Genomic DNA, 18004 nt, shown 5'->3' with positions numbered 1-18004 from the left:
CCTTATTCACGATAAATTCCGGTGCTGGGCTCGTCGCCGGCGTAGCCCCAGGCGCGGTACATCCCTTCGCTGTTGAACGGCAGCGCGACGTTTCCCTCGCGATCGACGGCGATTAATCCGCCCTCGCCGCCCAGCGCGGGCAGTTTTTCCATCACCACGCGCTCGCAGGCCTCGCTCAGGCTCAGGCCGCCGTAATCCATCAGCGCGGTAATGTCGTACGCCGCCAGGGTGCGGATAAACACCTCGCCGGTGCCGGTGCACGACACCGCCGCCGTGGCGTTATTGGCATAGCATCCCGCGCCCGGTAGCGGGCTGTCGCCGACCCTGCCCGGCAGCTTGTTGGTCATCCCGCCGGTTGAGGTCGCGGCGGCGAGATTGCCCGCCTTATCCAGCGCGACCGCGCCCACCGTGCCCATCTTGGTGCTTTCGTCCAGTGGCGCAACGTGGTCGAGCTGCGTCACGCCGGCCGAACGCGCCTCCAGCAGCTGCTGGTAGCGTTCAGGCGTTGAAAACGTGTCGGGCGGAACGAGCGCCATACCGTGCCCGGCGGCAAAGCGCTCCGCCCCGGCTCCCGCCATCAGGACGTGCGGGCTTTGCTCCATCACCAGGCGCGCCGCCAGCACCGGATTGCGCAGGCGCGTCACGCCCGCCACCGCCCCGGCCTTGAGGGTGACGCCGTCCATCACGCAGGCATCCAGCTCGTGCGTTTCATCGCGGGTAAAGACCGAACCGATCCCCGCATTGAACAGCGGGCACTCCTCCAGCAGGCGCACCGCTTCGGTCACCACGTCAAGCGCGCTCTCGCCCGCCTCCAGCATCCGCTGGCCGGTTTCCACAATCTCGTACAGCGCATCGATATAGCGCTTTTCCTGCTCCGGCGTGAGCTGCGACCGTGTAATGGCCCCGGCACCGCCATGAATTGCAATCACTGCCTTACCCATTTCGCCTCACCCGTCGGCCCTGTCTGCCGCTTTTTCTATAAATATCATTATCGTCGATGATTATTCAGATGATTTTTGAATATAGAAAGACCAAGGTGTGATGTAAAGCTTACGCCTGCGGGTCATACAGTTAGCGGCACTTTTCTGCCATAATGAGCGCTTTCGTTTTTACTCCTCAGGAGCCCACCATGGATTTTACCGCCGGACTGATGCCGCTTGAGACGGCATTGACGCAGATGCTTGACCGCGTTTCCCCCCTGCACGACCGCGAGACGCTGCCGCTGGCGCGCTGCTTTGGCCGCATCGTCGCCCGCGATATCGTTTCGCCGCTGAACGTGCCGGGGTTTGATAACTCGGCCATGGACGGTTACGCGGTACGCCTGGCGGATATTCAGGCGGGGCAGCCGCTGCCGGTGGCGGGAAAAGCCTTTGCGGGCCAGCCGTTCAGCGGTGAGTGGCCAGCGGGGACGTGCGTGCGCATTATGACCGGCGCGCCGGTTCCGGCGGGCTGCGACGCGGTGGTGATGCAGGAAGAGACGGAACAAACCGACGGCGGCGTGCGTTTTACCGCTGAGGTTAAACGGGGCCAGAACATTCGCCGCGTGGGGGAAGATATTACCCTCGGCGCGACCGTCTTTGCCGCCGGGCAGAAGCTGACCGTCGCCGAGCTGCCGGTGCTGGCCTCGCTCGGCATCGCGGAGGTTGACGTTATCCGCAGGGTGCGCGTGGCGGTCTTCTCGACGGGCGATGAACTCCAGCTTCCGGGCCAGCCGCTGAGGGACGGCCAGATTTACGACACCAACCGCCTGGCGGTGCACCTGATGCTGGAGCAACTGGGCTGCGAGGTGATTAACCTCGGCATTATTCCTGACGATCCGGACAAGCTGCGCGCCGCCTTTATCGAGGCGGACAAATCCGCTGACGTGGTGATCAGCTCCGGCGGCGTCTCCGTCGGCGAAGCGGACTACACCAAGATCATTCTCGACGAGCTGGGTGAAATCGCCTTCTGGAAGCTGGCGATTAAGCCGGGCAAACCGTTCGCCTTCGGCAAGCTGGCCAACAGCTGGTTCTGCGGCCTGCCGGGCAATCCGGTCTCCGCCGCCCTGACCTTCTACCAGCTGGTGCAGCCGCTGCTGGCGACGCTTTCCGGCAACCGCGCCAGCCCGCTTCCCGCCCGCCAGCGCGCGCGCGCGGCCACGCGGCTGAAGAAATCCCCGGGACGCCTTGATTTCCAGCGCGGCATTTTAACGCGCAGCGCCGACGGCGAGCTGGAGGTGAGCACCACCGGCCACCAGGGCTCGCACATTTTCAGCTCCTTCAGCCAGGGCAACTGCTTCATCGTGCTGGAGCGCGAGCGCGGCAATGTGGAAGCCGGCGAATGGGTTGAGGTGGAAGCCTTTAACCACCTGTTCGGAGGCTAAGATGACGGTTGAGCTGAGCGACCAGGAGATGATGCGCTATAACCGCCAGATCGTGCTGCGCGGTTTTGACTTCGAGGGCCAGGAAGCGCTGAAGGCGGCGAACGTGCTGGTGGTCGGGCTCGGCGGGCTGGGCTGCGCGGCGGCGCAGTATCTTGCCGCGGCGGGCGTGGGTCGCATGACGCTGCTGGATTTTGATACGGTATCGGTGTCCAACCTGCAGCGCCAGACGCTGCACAGCGATGCGACCGTCGGCCAGCCGAAGGTTGAATCCGCCCGCGCGGCGCTGGCGCGCATCAATCCCAACGTTCAGCTCACGCTCATTGACGCCATGCTGGACGACGCGGCGCTCGGCGAGCAGATTGCGCGGCACGATCTGGTGCTGGACTGCACCGACAACGTCGCCATTCGACAGCAGCTTAACGCCGGCTGTTTCGCCCACAAAACGCCGCTGGTTTCCGGCGCGGCGATCCGCATGGAGGGACAGGTCAGCGTTTTCACGTACGCGGAAGGTGAACCCTGCTACCGCTGCCTGAGCCGCCTGTTCGGCGAAAATGCATTGACCTGCGTGGAGGCGGGCGTGATGGCGCCTTTGGTCGGCGTGATTGGGTCGCTGCAGGCGATGGAAGCGATCAAGGTATTAGCGCATTACGGTGCGCCCGCCGCGGGGAAAATCGTGATGTACGACGCGATGACCTGCCAGTTCCGCGAGATGAAGCTGATGCGCAATCCGGGGTGCGAGGTGTGCGGAGGTTAAACCGCATCGCGGCGTGATGCCCTCACCCCGGCCCTCTCCCACAGGGAGAGGGAGAAAATCGTAGGCCGGCTAAGCGTCAGCGCCATCCGGCAACAGCGTCAAATCGACGTCCGTCCAAACGCCCCCTGCCAGTCCTGCTCAAACTTCACGATCGCCGCATCCACTGCCGGAGAGGTAATAAACTGCTGCGCCACGTCCAGCGGCAGCGTAATGGATTCACAGCCTGCCAGCAGGCAGTCCAGCGCCTGGCGCGGGGTTTTGAAGCTGGCGGCCAGCACTTTTGACTGTGGCGCGTGCAGCGTCAGCAGCTGCTGCAATTCCACCACCGTCTGGATCCCGTCTCCGCCCTGCGCGTCCACGCGGTTAACGTAAGGGGCAACGTACTCGGCCCCCGCCAGCGCGGAGAGCATCCCCTGCGCCGCGCCGTAAACGGCGGTGCCCAGCGTTGGGATCCCTTCCGCTTTCAGCATTTTGATCGCCGCCAGGCCTTCCGCGGTGACCGGCACTTTCACCACCAGATCGCTGATAATCGCGCGCAGCTTGCGCGCGTCTTCGACCATGCCTTCGGCGCTGCTCGCCATAACCTGCGCAAACAGGCGGCCTTTACCGCCGAGCGCGTCATGCAATTCCGGCAGCAGCACGTCCAGCGGCTTTTTACCCGCCGCCACGATGCTTGGGTTGGTGGTTACGCCAGCCAGCGGGAAGATGCGCGCCAGCTTTTTCACCGCCGCAACGTCAGATGTATCCAGATAAAGTTCCATGATGTGATCCTCAAAATTAGCCTGCGCTAACCCTATCACGGCAAAACCCGCTCAAGAGTTGACCCATATCAAGATAACTTTCATTCGAAAGTCATTTAATATTCATACGCAACACAAGAGGCGAAATCATGATCTTCAATATTCAGCGTTACTCTACCCATGACGGCCCCGGCATCCGCACCGTAGTATTCCTGAAAGGCTGCTCGCTGGGCTGCCGCTGGTGTCAGAACCCGGAAAGCCGCTCCCGCACCCGGGACGTGCTGTTTGACGCGCGCCTGTGCCTTGACGGCTGCGACCTGTGCCAGCAGGCCGCGCCGGGCGTGGTTGAGCGTGCGCTGAACGGGCTGGTGATCCACCGCGAAAAGCTGAACGACGACGCGCTGAACGCCCTCACCCCCTGCTGCCCGACGCAGGCGCTCACCGTCTGCGGTGAAGAAAAACCCGTCGCCGAGATTATGGCGACCGTGCTGCGCGACAAGCCTTTTTACGACCGCAGCGGCGGCGGCCTGACGCTCTCCGGCGGCGAGCCGTTTATGAATCCCGAGCTGGCGCACGACCTGTTCAAGGCGAGCCATGAACAGGGCATTCATACCGCCGTTGAAACCTGCCTGCACGTGCCGTGGCACTACATCGAGCCGTCATTACCGTATGTCGATCTGTTCCTCGCCGACCTGAAACACGTTGATCCTGAAGTGTTCAAACAGTGGACCGACGGCTCGGCAAAGCGCATCCTGGAGAACCTCAAGCGTCTGGCCGCCGCCGGGAAGAAGATCACCATCCGCGTGCCGCTCATTCAGGGCTTTAACGCCGATGAAGCCTCCGTGACCGCCATTACCAACTTCGCGGCGGACGAACTCAACGTACACGATATTCATTTTCTGCCGTACCACACGCTGGGCATGAACAAATACACCCTGCTCGGCCAACCTTACTCTGCCCCTGATAAACCGCTGGATAGCCCGGAAATACTGGACTTTGCCCAGACGTACGCCTGCCAGAAAGGGCTAACCGCGACCTTACGAGGATAAACTGATGACGACTTTGAATCTCAACACGCTCAGCGAGCGCATTAAAGCGCACAAAATGGCCCTGGTGCATATCGTTAAGCCGCCGGTCTGTACCGAGCGCGCGCAGCACTACACCGAAATGTACCAGCAGCACCTGGACAAGCCGATCCCGGTGCGCCGCGCGCTGGCGCTGGCCCATCACCTGGCGAATCGCACCATCTGGATCAAGCACGACGAGCTGATCATCGGTAACCAGGCGAGCGAAGTGCGCGCCGCGCCGATCTTCCCGGAATACACCGTGTCGTGGATTGAAAAAGAGATCGACGACCTGGCGGATCGTCCGGGCGCGGGCTTTGCGGTGAGCGAAGAGAACAAGCGCGTGCTGCATGAGATCTGCCCGTGGTGGCGCGGCCAGACGGTGCAGGACCGCTGCTACGGCATGTTTACCGACGAGCAGAAAGGCCTGCTGGAGACGGGCATTATTAAAGCCGAAGGCAACATGACCTCCGGCGATGCGCATCTGGCGGTCAACTTCCCGCTGGTGCTGGAAATGGGCCTCGACGGCCTGCGCGCGAAGGTGGCCGAACGCCGCTCGCGCATCAACCTGACGGTGCTGGAAGACCTGCACGGCGACCAGTTCCTGAAGGCAATTGACATCGTGCTGGACGCGGTGAGCCTGCACATCACGCGCTTTGCCGACCTGGCGCGCGAAATGGCGTCAACAGAGACCCGCGAAAGCCGCCGCGACGAGCTGCTGGCGATGGCGGAAAACTGCGACGTAATTGCCCACGAGCCGCCGAAAACCTTCTGGCAGGCGCTGCAGCTGTGCTACTTCATCCAGCTGATCCTGCAGATTGAGTCCAACGGCCACTCCGTGTCGTTCGCCCGCATGGACCAGTATCTCTATCCGTTCTACCGCCGCGACGTGGAGCTGAACCAGAGCCTCGACCGAGAGCACGCCATCGAGCTGCTGCACAGCTGCTGGCTGAAGCTGCTGGAAGTGAACAAGATCCGCTCCGGCTCGCACTCCAAGGCCTCGGCGGGCAGCCCGCTGTATCAGAACGTCACGATTGGCGGCCAGAAGCTGGTGAACGGCGAGCCGATGGACGCGGTGAACCCGCTCTCCTACGCGATTCTGGAATCCTGCGGTCGCCTGCGCTCCACCCAGCCGAACCTGAGCGTGCGCTACCACGCGGGCATGAGCAACGACTTCCTCGACGCCTGCGTGCAGGTGATCCGCTGCGGCTTCGGCATGCCGGCGTTTAACAATGATGAAATCGTGATCCCGGAATTTATCAAGCTCGGCGTAGAGAAAGACGACGCCTACGACTATGCGGCGATCGGCTGCATCGAAACCGCCGTGGGCGGCAAGTGGGGCTACCGCTGCACCGGCATGAGCTTTATTAACTTCGCCCGCGTAATGCTCGCGGCGATGGAAGGCGGACGCGACGCCACCAGCGGCAAGGTGTTCCTGCCGCAGGAGAAAGCGCTTTCCGCGGGTAATTTCGATAACTTCGACGAGGTGATGGCCGCCTGGGATACCCAGATCCGCTACTACACCCGCAAATCCATCGAAATCGAGTACGTGGTGGACACCATGCTGGAGGAGAACGTGCACGACATTCTCTGCTCCGCGCTGGTGGACGACTGCATCGAGCGCGCGAAAAGCATCAAGCAGGGCGGCGCGAAGTATGACTGGGTTTCCGGCCTGCAGGTCGGTATTGCTAACCTCGGCAACAGCCTGGCGGCGGTGAAGAAGCTGGTCTTCGAACAGGGCGCGATTGGCCAGCAGCAGCTGGCGGCAGCGCTGGCCGATGACTATGAAGGCCTGACCCACGAGCAGCTGCGCCAGCGCCTGATCAACGGCGCGCCGAAGTACGGTAACGACGACGACAGCGTGGATCTTCTGCTGGCGCGCGCCTATCAAACCTACATCGAAGAGCTGAAGCAGTACCACAACCCGCGCTACGGCCGCGGCCCGATTGGCGGTAATTACTATGCGGGCACGTCGTCTATCTCCGCGAACGTGCCGTTTGGCGCGGCGACGATGGCAACGCCGGACGGTCGTAAGGCATATACCCCGCTGGCGGAAGGCGCAAGCCCGTCGTCCGGTACCGACCACCTCGGCCCGACGGCGGTTATCGGCTCCGTGGGCAAGCTGCCGACCGAGGCGATTCTCGGCGGCGTGCTGCTGAACCAGAAGCTGAACCCGTCGACGCTGGAAAACGACGGCGACCGTCAGAAGCTGATGGTGCTGCTGCGCACCTTCTTCGAGGTGCATAAAGGCTGGCACATTCAGTACAACATCGTCTCGCGCGAAACGCTGCTGGAAGCGAAGAAGCACCCTGACCAGTATCGCGACCTGGTGGTGCGCGTAGCGGGCTACTCGGCGTTCTTCACCGCCCTGTCGCCGGACGCGCAGGACGATATCATCGCCCGTACTGAGCATACATTGTAACGCGTTATCCCCTCTCTCCTGAGGGTGAGGGGAAATGCGCACGCTGATGCCCTCACCCCGGCCCTCTCCCACGGGGAGAGGGAGAAAAACTAAAAACGGTAACCTCGGTTGCCGTTTTGCTTTTACTTTCGAATGAAATAAATTTGTGCTCCCCGTCACCTTGTTATTAGAATGTTTCAAAACGAAGTGACTCTGGAGCACAGTATGACCGTAAAAGTTATCGTCACCGATATGGACGGTACTTTCCTGGATGACGCCAAGCAGTACGATCGCGACAGCTTCCAGGCACAGTTCGCGCAGCTTAAGGCGCGCAATATTGAATTTGTTGTCGCCAGCGGCAACCAGTATTACCAGCTCATCTCCTTCTTCCCGGAACTCAAAGCGCAGATCTCCTTCGTGGCGGAAAACGGCGCGCTGGTCTTCGACCGCGGCGAACAGATTTTCCACGGCGAGCTGACGAAGCACGAGTCGCAGATCGTGATTGGCGAGCTGCTGAAAGATAAAGGGCTGAACTTCGTGGCCTGCGGGCTGGAAAGCGCCTACGTCAGCGACAAGGCGCCAGACGCGTTCGTGGCGCTGATGTCGAAACACTATCACCGCTTAAAGCGCATCAGCGATTACCGTGAAATCGACGACGTGCTGTTCAAGTTCTCCCTGAACCTGCCGGACAGCGATATCCCGAACCTCGTTGATAAGCTGCACGTCTCGCTCGACGGCATTATGAAGCCGGTGACCAGCGGCTTTGGCTTTGTCGATTTAATCATTCCCGGCCTGCACAAAGCCAACGGCATCAGCCGCCTGCTCAAGCGCTGGAACGTCTCCCCGCAGGAATGCGTGGCGATCGGCGACAGCGGCAACGATGCGGAAATGCTGAAGCTGGTGAAGTACTCCTTTGCCATGGGCAACGCGGCAGAGAGCATTAAAGAAATCAGCCGCTACGGCACCGACGACAACAACCATCAGGGCGCGCTGAACGTCATTCAGGCCGTGCTCGACAACCATTCTCCGTTCGACGCCTGACCCCTTTCCAGCCGGAGCCCCGCTCCGGCCCTTCACTCTTTTTCCATCCTGTGCTGCCCATCAAGTTTTTAAACTTGCATTAACTTATTTTTAACTTAAAGTATCGTTTGTAGATACTTTTACTTTCGAATGAAAGATGCGAGGCGGTTATGACGATGACGTTTACCAGTGAAACATTGCCTGCGGACCACAAGGCGGCAATCCGTCAGATGAAGCGCGAGCTGCGGGCGCAAATCGGCGACGTGCAGGCGGTGTTCGACAGGCTCAGCGACAAAATTGCCACCCGCGTGGCGGAAATCAACGGGCTGAAAAACAAAGGCCAGGACGTCTGGCCGGTAATTCCGTTTGCTGACGTGAAAAACGGGCGCATCACCGCAGAGCAGCGCGAGGCGGTTAAGCGCCGGGGCTGCGCGGTGATCAAGGGTCATTTCCCGCGCGAGCAGGCGCTGGCGTGGGATAAATCGATGCTCGACTACCTCGATCTCAACCGCTTTGACGACGTGTACAAAGGCCCGGGCGATAACTTCTTCGGCACGCTGACGGCCTCACGCCCGGAGATTTACCCGATCTACTGGTCACAGGCGCAGATGCAGGCGCGCCAGAGTGAAGAGATGGCGCAGGTACAATCCTTCCTGAACCGCTTGTGGACGTTCGAAAGCAACGGCAAGCAGTGGTTCAACCCGGACGTGAGCGTGATTTATCCGGATCGCATCCGCCGCCGTCCGCCGGGAACGACGTCTAAAGGGCTGGGGGCGCATACCGACTCCGGCGCGCTGGAGCGCTGGCTGCTTCCGGCGTATCAGCAGGTTTTCGCCCGCGTCTTTGACGGCAACGTTGAGCAATACGATCCGTGGAACGCGGCGCACCGTACCGAAGTGGAAGAGTACACCGTGGATAACACCACCAAATGCTCGGTGTTCCGCACCTTCCAGGGCTGGACGGCGCTGTCGGACATGATCCCCGGTCAGGGTCTGCTGCACGTGGTGCCGATCCCGGAAGCGATGGCCTATATTCTGCTGCGCCCGCTGCTGGACGATGTTCCCGAGGACGAACTGTGCGGCGTCGCGCCGGGGCGCGTGCTGCCGATTTCCGAGAAGTGGCACCCGCTGCTCATTGAGGCGCTGACCAGCATTCCGGCGCTGGACGCGGGCGATTCCGTCTGGTGGCACTGCGACGTCATCCACTCCGTGGCGCCGGTGGAAAACCAGCAGGGCTGGGGGAACGTGATGTATATTCCGGCCGCGCCGATGTGCGAGAAGAACCTCGCCTACGCGAAGAAGGTTAAGGAAGCGCTGGAGGCCGGAGCGTCGCCGGGCGATTTCCCGCGCGAGGATTATGAAACCGCCTGGCAGGACCGCTTCACCGTGAACGATCTCAACATCCACGGCAGGCGCGCGCTGGGCATGGCCTAATCGCCGTACAGCCCTTCCCGCTCAACGGCGGTGCGTCGTTTCCCCTGACGTATCCGCCGTACCGACTCCCGCACCGCCAGCGTGCCGTTCAGCAGCAGCGTGCCGACCGGCGCATCCGGACGCATCAGCCGCTGCTGGAGCATGTGCACCGCTTCGGTGCCCAGCTCGTCGCGCGGGACGAGTACCGCGGTCAGCGGCACGTCCTGAATCGCCGCCAGGTTAAACCCGTCGATGCTCATCACCGAGACATCCTGCGGCACGCGCAATCCCTGTTTCTGCAGCGCGGTGATGGTGCCCGCCGCCATAAAGTCGCCGCCGACCAGGAACGCCGTCGGCAGATCTTTTCCCTGCCGTTGGTCAAGCCACTCGCTCACCAGATGCTCCGTCTCTTTGGCGCTGAAGCTTTGCACCTCCAGCAGATCGCGTTTGTCGTCGAAGCGCAAATTATGCGTGCGCCACGCATCGCGGATCCCCGACAGGCGCAGCTCCATGGTATAGCGCCGCAGACAGAGCACGGTCATCACCTCACGATGCCCCATCTCGAACAGATACTCCGCCGCTCTCTCGCCGATGGAACGGTGATCCGGCGCGACGGCAGGCAGGCGCATATGCCGGTCACGGCAGTTGATCAGCATGCAGGTTTTCCCCACGTCCACCGCCAGATCGTGAATGTGCGGATCGTCAATGCCCAGCAGAATGGCGGCCTGGGTATCCGGCTCGTTCATGCGCGCCAGAAACAGCTGCGCGTCGCCGTCGTTTTCCTCCAGCGCGCAGTAGCGCAGGCGCACCTCGTGGGAGGCCAGCGCCTTACCCACGCTCTGGATCACGCGGTAGTAAAAGATGTCGGACCGCTCGTCAAACGCCCGCTGCGGCGCGAAGACCACCAGGCTGTTGAGCAGCAGCCGCCCCGCCGCCAGACCGTCCATCACGCCCAGCTCCCGCGCGCAGGCCAGCACTTTCGCCCGCGCGCGTTCGCTGGTGTTGGCTTTGCCCGCCAGCACGCGCGAAACGGTGCTGATCGAAAGCTGCGTGCGCTCAGCGATTTGGGTGATTTTTAGCCTTTTATCCATTTTGTGATCTGGCTCCGGTTATGTCTTGAAAATTTTTTCATATCGCCGCCAATGCTCAATAACTTAGCTCCTGAGGCCACGAACGATCAATCACAAAGGATCATGAAAAGTTTTGCATAAAATCCCCTGTTGTCCAGCCAATTTCTCCCCTACTGTGCAGTTATCACACAAAACGCATCGAATTGGTATAACAGGTTTAATGTGTAAAACCGTTACCATTCAGCGAAATATAAAAATGTGTGTGACAACTTACTTTCTCTATCCTGCCGTCCGTCTTGTGGAGATCAAAATGAGTCAGGACATCAATACACCTCTTGCGGCAAGCAAAACCCGCCGCGTAATTAAGAACCTGCGCTGGTACGTTCTGGTGCTGTTTTTACTCGGCGTAACCGTGAACTACATTACCCGAAACTCGCTGGGCATCCTCGCGCCGGAGCTGAAAGAGAGCCTCGGGATCACCACCGAGCAATACTCCTGGATCGTTGGCGCGTTCCAGATCGCCTACACCATTTTCCAGCCCCTGTGCGGCTGGCTGATTGACGTGATTGGCCTGAAGATTGGCTTTATGGTCTGCGCCGGGATCTGGGCGCTGATGTGTATCTTCCACGCGGGCGCCGGAACCTGGCTGCACCTGGCTATCCTGCGCTTCTTTATGGGCGCGTCGGAAGCCGCCGCAACGCCCGCTAACGCCAAAACCATCGGTGAATGGTTCCCGAAATCGGAACGTCCCGTCGCCGCAGGCTGGGCAGGCGTCGGCTTCTCCGTCGGGGCAATGCTGGCTCCGCCGATTATCTATTTTGCCCACGCCTCCTTCGGCTGGCAGGGCGCGTTTATGTTTACCGGCGTGCTGGCGCTGCTGTGGGTTGCCCTGTGGTGGATCTTCTACCACAACCCGGAGCAGCACCCGAACCTCGGCAAGGACGAGCTGGCCTTTATCAAGCAGGATAACGAGCCGCCCGCGGTCAAGCTGCCCTTCTTCACCGCGCTGAAAACCGTATCGAAAAACAAACGGTTCTACGGTATCGCCATTCCGGCCTTTATGGCGGAACCGGCCTGGGCGGTGCTGAGCTTCTGGGTGCCGCTCTATCTGGCGAAAGAGCACGGCATGGACCTGAAGCAGATCGCGATGTTCGCCTGGCTGCCGTTCCTCGCCGCCGACCTCGGCAGCGTCGCGAGCGGCTACCTGACCCGCCTCTACACCCGCTGGTTCGGCTGCTCCCGCGTGAACTCGGTGGTTGCCAGCTCCGTTACCGGCGCGTTCCTGATGATTTCGCTGGGCATCGTGGCAATTACCCGCGACCCGTATATCACCATCGTGCTGATCTCCATCGGCGGATTCGGGCACCAGATCATCTCCTGCATGCTCAGCGCGCTGGTCGTGGAGTCATTCGACAAGGGACAGATGGCGACCGTCAACGGCATGCGCGGCTCGGCGGCGTGGATCGCAAGCTTCCTGTTCTCGCTTTTGATTGGGGTCACCGCCGACAAAATCGGCTTTAACCCGCTCTTTATCGCCATGGGCTTCTTTGACCTGATTGGCGCTGTTTTCCTGGTGGCATTTATTGCTGAACGTCGCGCCAAGCGCGCCTGATAGTGGATGTATTGCATATGAAAACCCTGAAAAACTGGACCGTAGATAAGCAGTCGGCAAACCATCTTGAGCTGCTGGTCGACAATCAACACCGCCTGTGCCTGTACGTGCTGGAGGAGAACCTGTTCCGCGTGCTGATCAAGCGCAGGGGCGAACTGGCGCTGGACCGCACCTGGAGCATCGCGCCGGACAAGGACGTGCCGTGGGAAGGCCGCCGCCGCGACGACCTGAGCGGCTTCACCTGCCCCGCCTGGACATTGACGCAGGGCGACGACGTGCTGATGGTGGAAACCCAAAACCTGCGCGTTACCGTCCACCAGCCGCTGTGGCTGGAGTGGCACTACCGCAACGACGCGGGCGAATGGCAGCCGCTGGTCAACGATCGCCCCACCAGCGCGTACCTGCTGAACGCCCACGGCGACGGCGTGGCGCACTACCTGAGCCGCCGCAGGGACGAGCGATTTTACGGTCTCGGCGAAAAAGCGGGCGACCTGCAGCGCAACGGCAAACGCTACGAGATGCGTAACCTCGACGCGATGGGCTACAACGCCGCCAGCACCGATCCGCTCTACAAGCATATTCCGTTCACCCTTACCCGCCGCGACGACGTGAGCTACGGCCTGTTCTACGACAACCTCAGCAGCTGCTGGCTGGACCTGGGCAACGAAATTGACAACTACCACACCGCCTACCGCCGCTGGCAGGCGGAAGCGGGCGACATCGACTACTACATCTTTACCGGCAGGCGCGCGCTGGACGTCACCAAGGCGTTCGTGCGCCTGACCGGGAAAACGCTGTTCGGGCCGAAGTGGAGCCTGGGCTACAGCGGCTCGACCATGCACTACACCGACGCGCCGGACGCGCAGAACCAGCTGATGAACTTCATTCGCCTGTGCGAAGAGCACGCTATTCCGTGCGACTCGTTCCAGCTCTCTTCCGGCTATACCTCCATTAACGGCAAGCGCTACGTCTTCAACTGGAACTACGACAAGGTGCCGCAGCCGAAGGTGATGAGCCAGGCCTTCCACGACGCCGGGCTGAAGCTTGCCGCCAACATCAAGCCGTGCCTGCTGCAGGATCACCCGCGCTATGGCGAAGTGGCGGAGAGCGGCCTGTTCATTCGCGATTCAGAAACCGATGCGCCGGAGCGCTCCAGCTTCTGGGATGACGAAGGCTCGCACCTCGACTTTACCAACCCGCAGACGGTGAAGTGGTGGCAGAACGGCGTCACCACGCAGCTGCTGAAAATGGGCATCGATTCCACCTGGAACGACAACAACGAGTTTGAGGTGTGGGACGGCGAAGCGCGGTGCTTTGGCTTCGGCAGGGAGATCGCCATCAAGCACATCCGCCCGGTGATGCCGCTGCTGATGATGCGCGCCTCGCTGGAAGCGCAGCAGCGCTTTGCGCCGGAGAAGCGTCCATACTTAATTTCCCGCTCCGGCTGCGCTGGCATGCAGCGCTACGTTCAGACCTGGAGCGGCGATAACCGCACCTGCTGGGAGACGCTGCGCTACAACACCCGCATGGGGCTGGGGATGAGCCTGTCCGGCCTGTTCAACGTCGGGCACGACGTCGGCGGCTTCTCGGGCGATAAGCCGGACGCCGAGCTGTTTGTCCGCTGGGTGCAAAACGGCGTGATGCACCCGCGCTTTACCATTCACTCGTGGAACGATGATTGCACCGTGAACGAGCCGTGGATGTACCCGGGCGTCACGCCGGCCATTCGCGGCGCGATTGAGCTGCGCTATCGCCTGCTGCCGTATCTTTATACCCTGCTCTGGCAGGCCCACGCCGACGACGAGCCGATGCTGCGCCCGACCTTCCTCGATCACGAGCACGACGCGCAGACGTTTGAAGAGTGCGACGATTTCCTGCTGGGCCGCGACCTGCTGGTGGCGAGCGTCGTTGAGGCCGGGCAGCGCGAGCGCCGCGTCTGGCTGCCGGATAACGAAACCGGCTGGTACGATTTTTACACCCACGAGTGGTTCTCCGGCGGCCAGTGGATTACGCGCGACGCGCCGCTGGAAAAGCTTCCGCTGCTGGTGCGCGCCGGTGCGGGCCTGCCGCTGAGCGAACGCATTACGCACGTGAGCGCTGAAAAGGACGATACCCGCGAGCTGAAGCTGTTCCCGGTGAAAGGGGTGGGCACCACGTCCGGCCTGCTGTTTGAAGATGACGGCGAAAGCTGGGGCTACCAGCACGGCAATGCGCTGTGGATCGAGTGGGAAATGGCGTGCGATGGCGCAACCATCAACCTGAAGGTGAACGCGCGCGGCGACTATCGCCCGGCGTGGAACGCGCTGAAGGTGTCGTTACCGGCGGGGGAAAAACGTACGCTGCTGGTGAACGGAGTTGAAGGGGATGAGTGGGTGGTGTAGTGCGGCCTGATGCCCTCACCCTAACCCTCTCCCACGGGGAGAGGGAATGGAACGTAGGCCGGGTAAGGCGAAGCCGCCACCCGGCTTTTTTTAATTCTCGATACCTTTGCTGCGCAGGTAATCTTCGTAATTGCCGGTGAAGTCCACCACGCGCTCTGGCGTAATTTCAATCACGCGGGTCGCCAGCGAGCTGACGAACTCACGGTCGTGAGAAACGAAGATCAGCGTGCCCTGGTACATCTCCAGCGCCATGTTCAGCGATTCGATAGATTCCATATCCAGGTGGTTTGTGGGTTCATCCATTACCAGGATATTCGGTTTTTCCATCATCAGCTTGCCGAACAGCATGCGGCCTTTCTCACCACCGGAAAGCACTTTTGCAGGCTTTTTGATGTCGTCCTGGCTGAACAGCAGACGACCCAGAATGCTGCGCACCGCCTGCTCGTCGTCACCTTCCTGCTTCCACTGGCTCATCCAGTCAAAGACGGTCAGATCGTTTTCAAACGCGTACTCGTGGTCCTGCGCGTAGTAGCCAATCTGCGCGTTCTCGGACCACTTAACGGTACCGGTGTCCGGCTGCAGTTCGCCGACCAGCGTTTTCAGCATGGTGGATTTACCCACGCCGTTCGCGCCGAGGATGGCAATCTTCTCGCCCACTTCCAGCAGCAGGTTGAAGTTTTTAAACAGCGGGCCGCTTTCAAAACCTTTCGACAGCGCTTCCACTTCCAGCGCGTTACGGAACAGCTTCTTGTCCTGCTCGAAGCGGATGAACGGGTTCTGACGGCTGGAAGCCTTAACTTCATCCAGCTTGATTTTGTCAATCTGGCGGGCGCGAGAGGTCGCCTGACGCGATTTAGAGGCGTTGGCGCTAAAGCGGCTAACGAAGGACTGCAGGTCCGCGATCTGCGCTTTTTTCTTGGCGTTATCGGCCAGCAGACGCTCGCGCGCCTGGGTCGCCGCCGTCATGTATTCGTCGTAGTTGCCCGGGTACACGCGCAGCTCGCCGTAGTCCAGATCCGCCATGTGCGTACAGACCATGTTCAGGAAGTGACGGTCGTGCGAGATGATGATCATGGTGCTGTCGCGATCGTTCAGCGTCTGCTCCAGCCAGCGGATGGTGTCGATGTCCAGGTTGTTCGTCGGTTCATCGAGCAGCAGGATGTCCGGGTTCGAGAACAGCGCCTGCGCCAGCAGGACGCGCAGCTTCCAGCCCGGCGCCACTTCGCTCATCGGCCCGTAGTGCTGTTCAACCGGAATGCCCACGCCCAGCAGCAGCTCGCCCGCACGCGCTTCCGCAGAGTAACCGTCCATTTCGCCGTACTGCGTTTCCAGGTCGGCAACCTTGTAGCCGTCCTCTTCGCTCATTTCGGCCAGGGCGTAGATGCGATCGCGCTCCTGCTTCACTTCCCACAGCTTCGCGTGCCCCATGATCACGGTGTCGAGCACGGTGAACTCTTCGAAGGCAAACTGATCCTGACGCAGCTTACCGATGCGCTCGTTAGGATCGAGCGACACGTTGCCGAGCGTCGGCTCCAGGTCGCCGCCGAGGATTTTCATAAAGGTGGATTTTCCGCTACCGTTGGCGCCAATCAGGCCGTAACGGTTGCCGCCGCCAAATTTGACGGAAATGTTTTCGAACAGCGGCTTACTGCCAAACTGCATAGTGATATTGTTGCAAAGAAGCAAAATTGATACTCTCTTGTAAGTTACTGAGGTGTATATGAAACAAAACGGAAAAGCATACTCTTACATAAGATTCTCATCGAAGAAGCAAGAACAGGGCGACTCAGTAAGACGCCAAACAGAACTTGCTGAACAGTATGCACATGCTAATAACTTAATTCTATCAGATAAGAACTTCCAAGACCTCGGAATCTCAGCATTCAAAGAGGGAAACAGACCTTCGCTTGGAGATATGCTCGAAGCAATCGAAAAAGGTCAAATTGAGCAAGGCTCTACAATCATCATTGAATCGCTGGACCGTCTAAGTCGTCGAGGCATCGACGTCACTCAACAAATCATCAAGTCGATTCTGCAAAACAACATCTTCATTGCTTCGCTTGTTGATGGTCTATTACTAAACCGAGAGTCTATCAACGATCTAGTAAGTGTCATCAGGATAGCTCTAGCTGCTGATCTTGCTCATAAGGAATCCGAGAAAAAATCTCAGCGTTTACGCGAGACGAAAGGACAGCAGCGACAACGTGCGTTAAATGGTGAGATTATCAATAAAGTCCTGCCTTTCTGGTTAGAACGAAAAGGCGATAATTTTATCTTTAGTGATAGGCTTGAAGCAGCCAAAAGAATCATCGAATTACGTAGAAAAGGTTTTGGAACAAATAAGATTGCAAAAGCATTAAACGATGAAGGTCATAAACCATTACGATCTTCCGGCTGGAACCATACAACAGTCGGCAAAACTATAAATTCAGTTGCACTGTATGGAGCTTATCAAACATCAGAGACAACAAAAGACCGTAAAGTTATATTACTTGATATTATAGAAGGTTATTATCCAGCTCTTATCAGTAAAGAAGAATTCATGCTTTTACAGTCAGATCATAAGCAGAATAAACCTGGATATAAATCTGAATTCAATGCCTTCGCTGGATTATTAAAACACGAATGCGGAGGAGCACTCGTTAGAAAATTTCATGTCACCTCTGGGAAAAAATATCAGTATCATGTTTGCGCCAACGCAAGAGATGGTAAGTGTATTGTAACGAAGAATTTTAAAAATTTAGAAGTCGCGCTTTATAGGATAATGAAAGAACTCAAATTTGAAAAGAAATCTTATCTTGATGAATCATTATTAATTGAGCAGAATAATATTAAAACAAAAATTCAAGACCTAAATGACATGCTTCTTACTCTAACTAAAATACCGGTTAGCGTGATGCACACGATAAGTAACCTTGAAGCAAAACTTCATGAAATAGAAGAACGAATCAAACAACAAAACAGTATGATAATTTCTGAGAAAGCATTCAATTTGAATCTTTTGCAAGAAATAAAAGATCCTCAGGAACTTAACTTGATGCTTAAACGAGTTGTTGACAAAATAATCGTTTTTAATGCCGGTAAAAAATGGAGAGTGAAAATTTCGTTCAGGAACAGACATACTCAGAATTTTATTTGGGATGGAGAAAAAATCACTTTCATATCTGACACTAAAAAATTATTAGAAT

13 protein-coding genes are annotated in these 18004 nt (G+C 58.9%); 9 read left to right on the top strand and 4 right to left on the bottom strand.

Translation table 11 applies throughout. From position 1 onward, the window contains the following. Positions 1 to 2 precede the first annotated feature (2 nt). Positions 3 to 941 carry a beta-aspartyl-peptidase gene (gene iaaA, locus DBY73_RS16805; protein WP_112012211.1) on the bottom strand — a complete coding sequence of 313 codons (939 nt, stop codon included), beginning with the start codon at positions 939 to 941 and terminating at the stop codon, positions 3 to 5. A 188-nt stretch (positions 942 to 1129) separates the two neighbouring features. On the opposite strand from iaaA, the gene moeA reads away from it, so the two are divergent. Further along, the gene (moeA, locus tag DBY73_RS16800; protein ID WP_112012210.1) at positions 1130 to 2362 is read left to right on the top strand and encodes a molybdopterin molybdotransferase MoeA; all 1233 of its coding nucleotides are present in this window, start codon (positions 1130 to 1132) and stop codon (positions 2360 to 2362) included. 1 nt (position 2363) lies between these two features. Next, positions 2364 to 3116, top strand: a complete 753-nt coding sequence (gene moeB, locus DBY73_RS16795; protein WP_112012209.1) for a molybdopterin-synthase adenylyltransferase MoeB — start codon at positions 2364 to 2366, stop codon at positions 3114 to 3116. Between the two features lie 98 nt (positions 3117 to 3214). Here moeB and fsa read toward each other — a convergent pair whose 3' ends face one another. Continuing rightward, positions 3215 to 3877 (bottom strand): fructose-6-phosphate aldolase, encoded by a 663-nt coding sequence (fsa, locus tag DBY73_RS16790; protein ID WP_112012208.1) that lies wholly within the window; start codon positions 3875 to 3877, stop codon positions 3215 to 3217. 128 nt (positions 3878 to 4005) lie between these two features. On the opposite strand from fsa, the gene DBY73_RS16785 reads away from it, so the two are divergent. The 4 genes from DBY73_RS16785 (at position 4006) to DBY73_RS16770 (ending at position 9774) form a co-directional block, all read left to right on the top strand. Then, complete coding sequence (locus tag DBY73_RS16785) at positions 4006 to 4905, top strand: glycyl-radical enzyme activating protein (RefSeq protein WP_112012207.1); 900 nt, start codon at positions 4006 to 4008, stop codon at positions 4903 to 4905. Positions 4906 to 4909: 4 nt separating this feature from the next. Next, positions 4910 to 7342 (top strand): formate C-acetyltransferase/glycerol dehydratase family glycyl radical enzyme, encoded by a 2433-nt coding sequence (locus tag DBY73_RS16780; protein WP_112012206.1) that lies wholly within the window; start codon positions 4910 to 4912, stop codon positions 7340 to 7342. 204 nt (positions 7343 to 7546) lie between these two features. Continuing rightward, positions 7547 to 8362 carry a Cof-type HAD-IIB family hydrolase gene (locus tag DBY73_RS16775; protein WP_112012205.1) on the top strand — a complete coding sequence of 272 codons (816 nt, stop codon included), beginning with the start codon at positions 7547 to 7549 and terminating at the stop codon, positions 8360 to 8362. Positions 8363 to 8511: 149 nt separating this feature from the next. Further along, a complete protein-coding gene (locus DBY73_RS16770) occupies positions 8512 to 9774 on the top strand; it encodes a DUF1479 domain-containing protein (RefSeq protein ID WP_112012204.1) in 1263 nt (420 codons plus the stop codon). Here the strand turns inward: DBY73_RS16770 and DBY73_RS16765 are convergent. Further along, positions 9771 to 10844: a LacI family DNA-binding transcriptional regulator gene (locus DBY73_RS16765; RefSeq protein ID WP_112012203.1), complete on the bottom strand. Its 1074-nt coding sequence runs from the start codon at positions 10842 to 10844 to the stop codon at positions 9771 to 9773. The two genes, DBY73_RS16770 and DBY73_RS16765, sit on opposite strands and share 4 nt — an antisense overlap. A gap of 289 nt (positions 10845 to 11133) precedes the next feature. On the opposite strand from DBY73_RS16765, the gene DBY73_RS16760 reads away from it, so the two are divergent. After that, positions 11134 to 12435, top strand: a complete 1302-nt coding sequence (locus tag DBY73_RS16760; protein ID WP_112012202.1) for an MFS transporter — start codon at positions 11134 to 11136, stop codon at positions 12433 to 12435. A gap of 17 nt (positions 12436 to 12452) precedes the next feature. After that, positions 12453 to 14816 carry a glycoside hydrolase family 31 protein gene (locus DBY73_RS16755; RefSeq protein WP_146745784.1) on the top strand — a complete coding sequence of 788 codons (2364 nt, stop codon included), beginning with the start codon at positions 12453 to 12455 and terminating at the stop codon, positions 14814 to 14816. 90 nt (positions 14817 to 14906) lie between these two features. On the opposite strand, the gene DBY73_RS16750 is transcribed toward DBY73_RS16755, so the two are convergent. Then, a complete protein-coding gene (locus tag DBY73_RS16750; protein ID WP_112012200.1) occupies positions 14907 to 16502 on the bottom strand; it encodes an ABC-F family ATPase in 1596 nt (531 codons plus the stop codon). A 34-nt stretch (positions 16503 to 16536) separates the two neighbouring features. Here DBY73_RS16750 and DBY73_RS16745 point away from each other — a divergent pair. Then, positions 16537 to 18004: recombinase family protein (locus DBY73_RS16745; RefSeq protein ID WP_146745783.1), on the top strand; the 1468-nt coding region annotated here is incomplete at its 3' end.

The sequence above is a fragment of the Enterobacter sp. RIT418 genome (genome assembly GCF_003057745.1).
GTDB lineage: Bacteria > Pseudomonadota > Gammaproteobacteria > Enterobacterales > Enterobacteriaceae > Enterobacter.
This window is presented reverse-complemented; position numbering and strand designations above follow the sequence as displayed.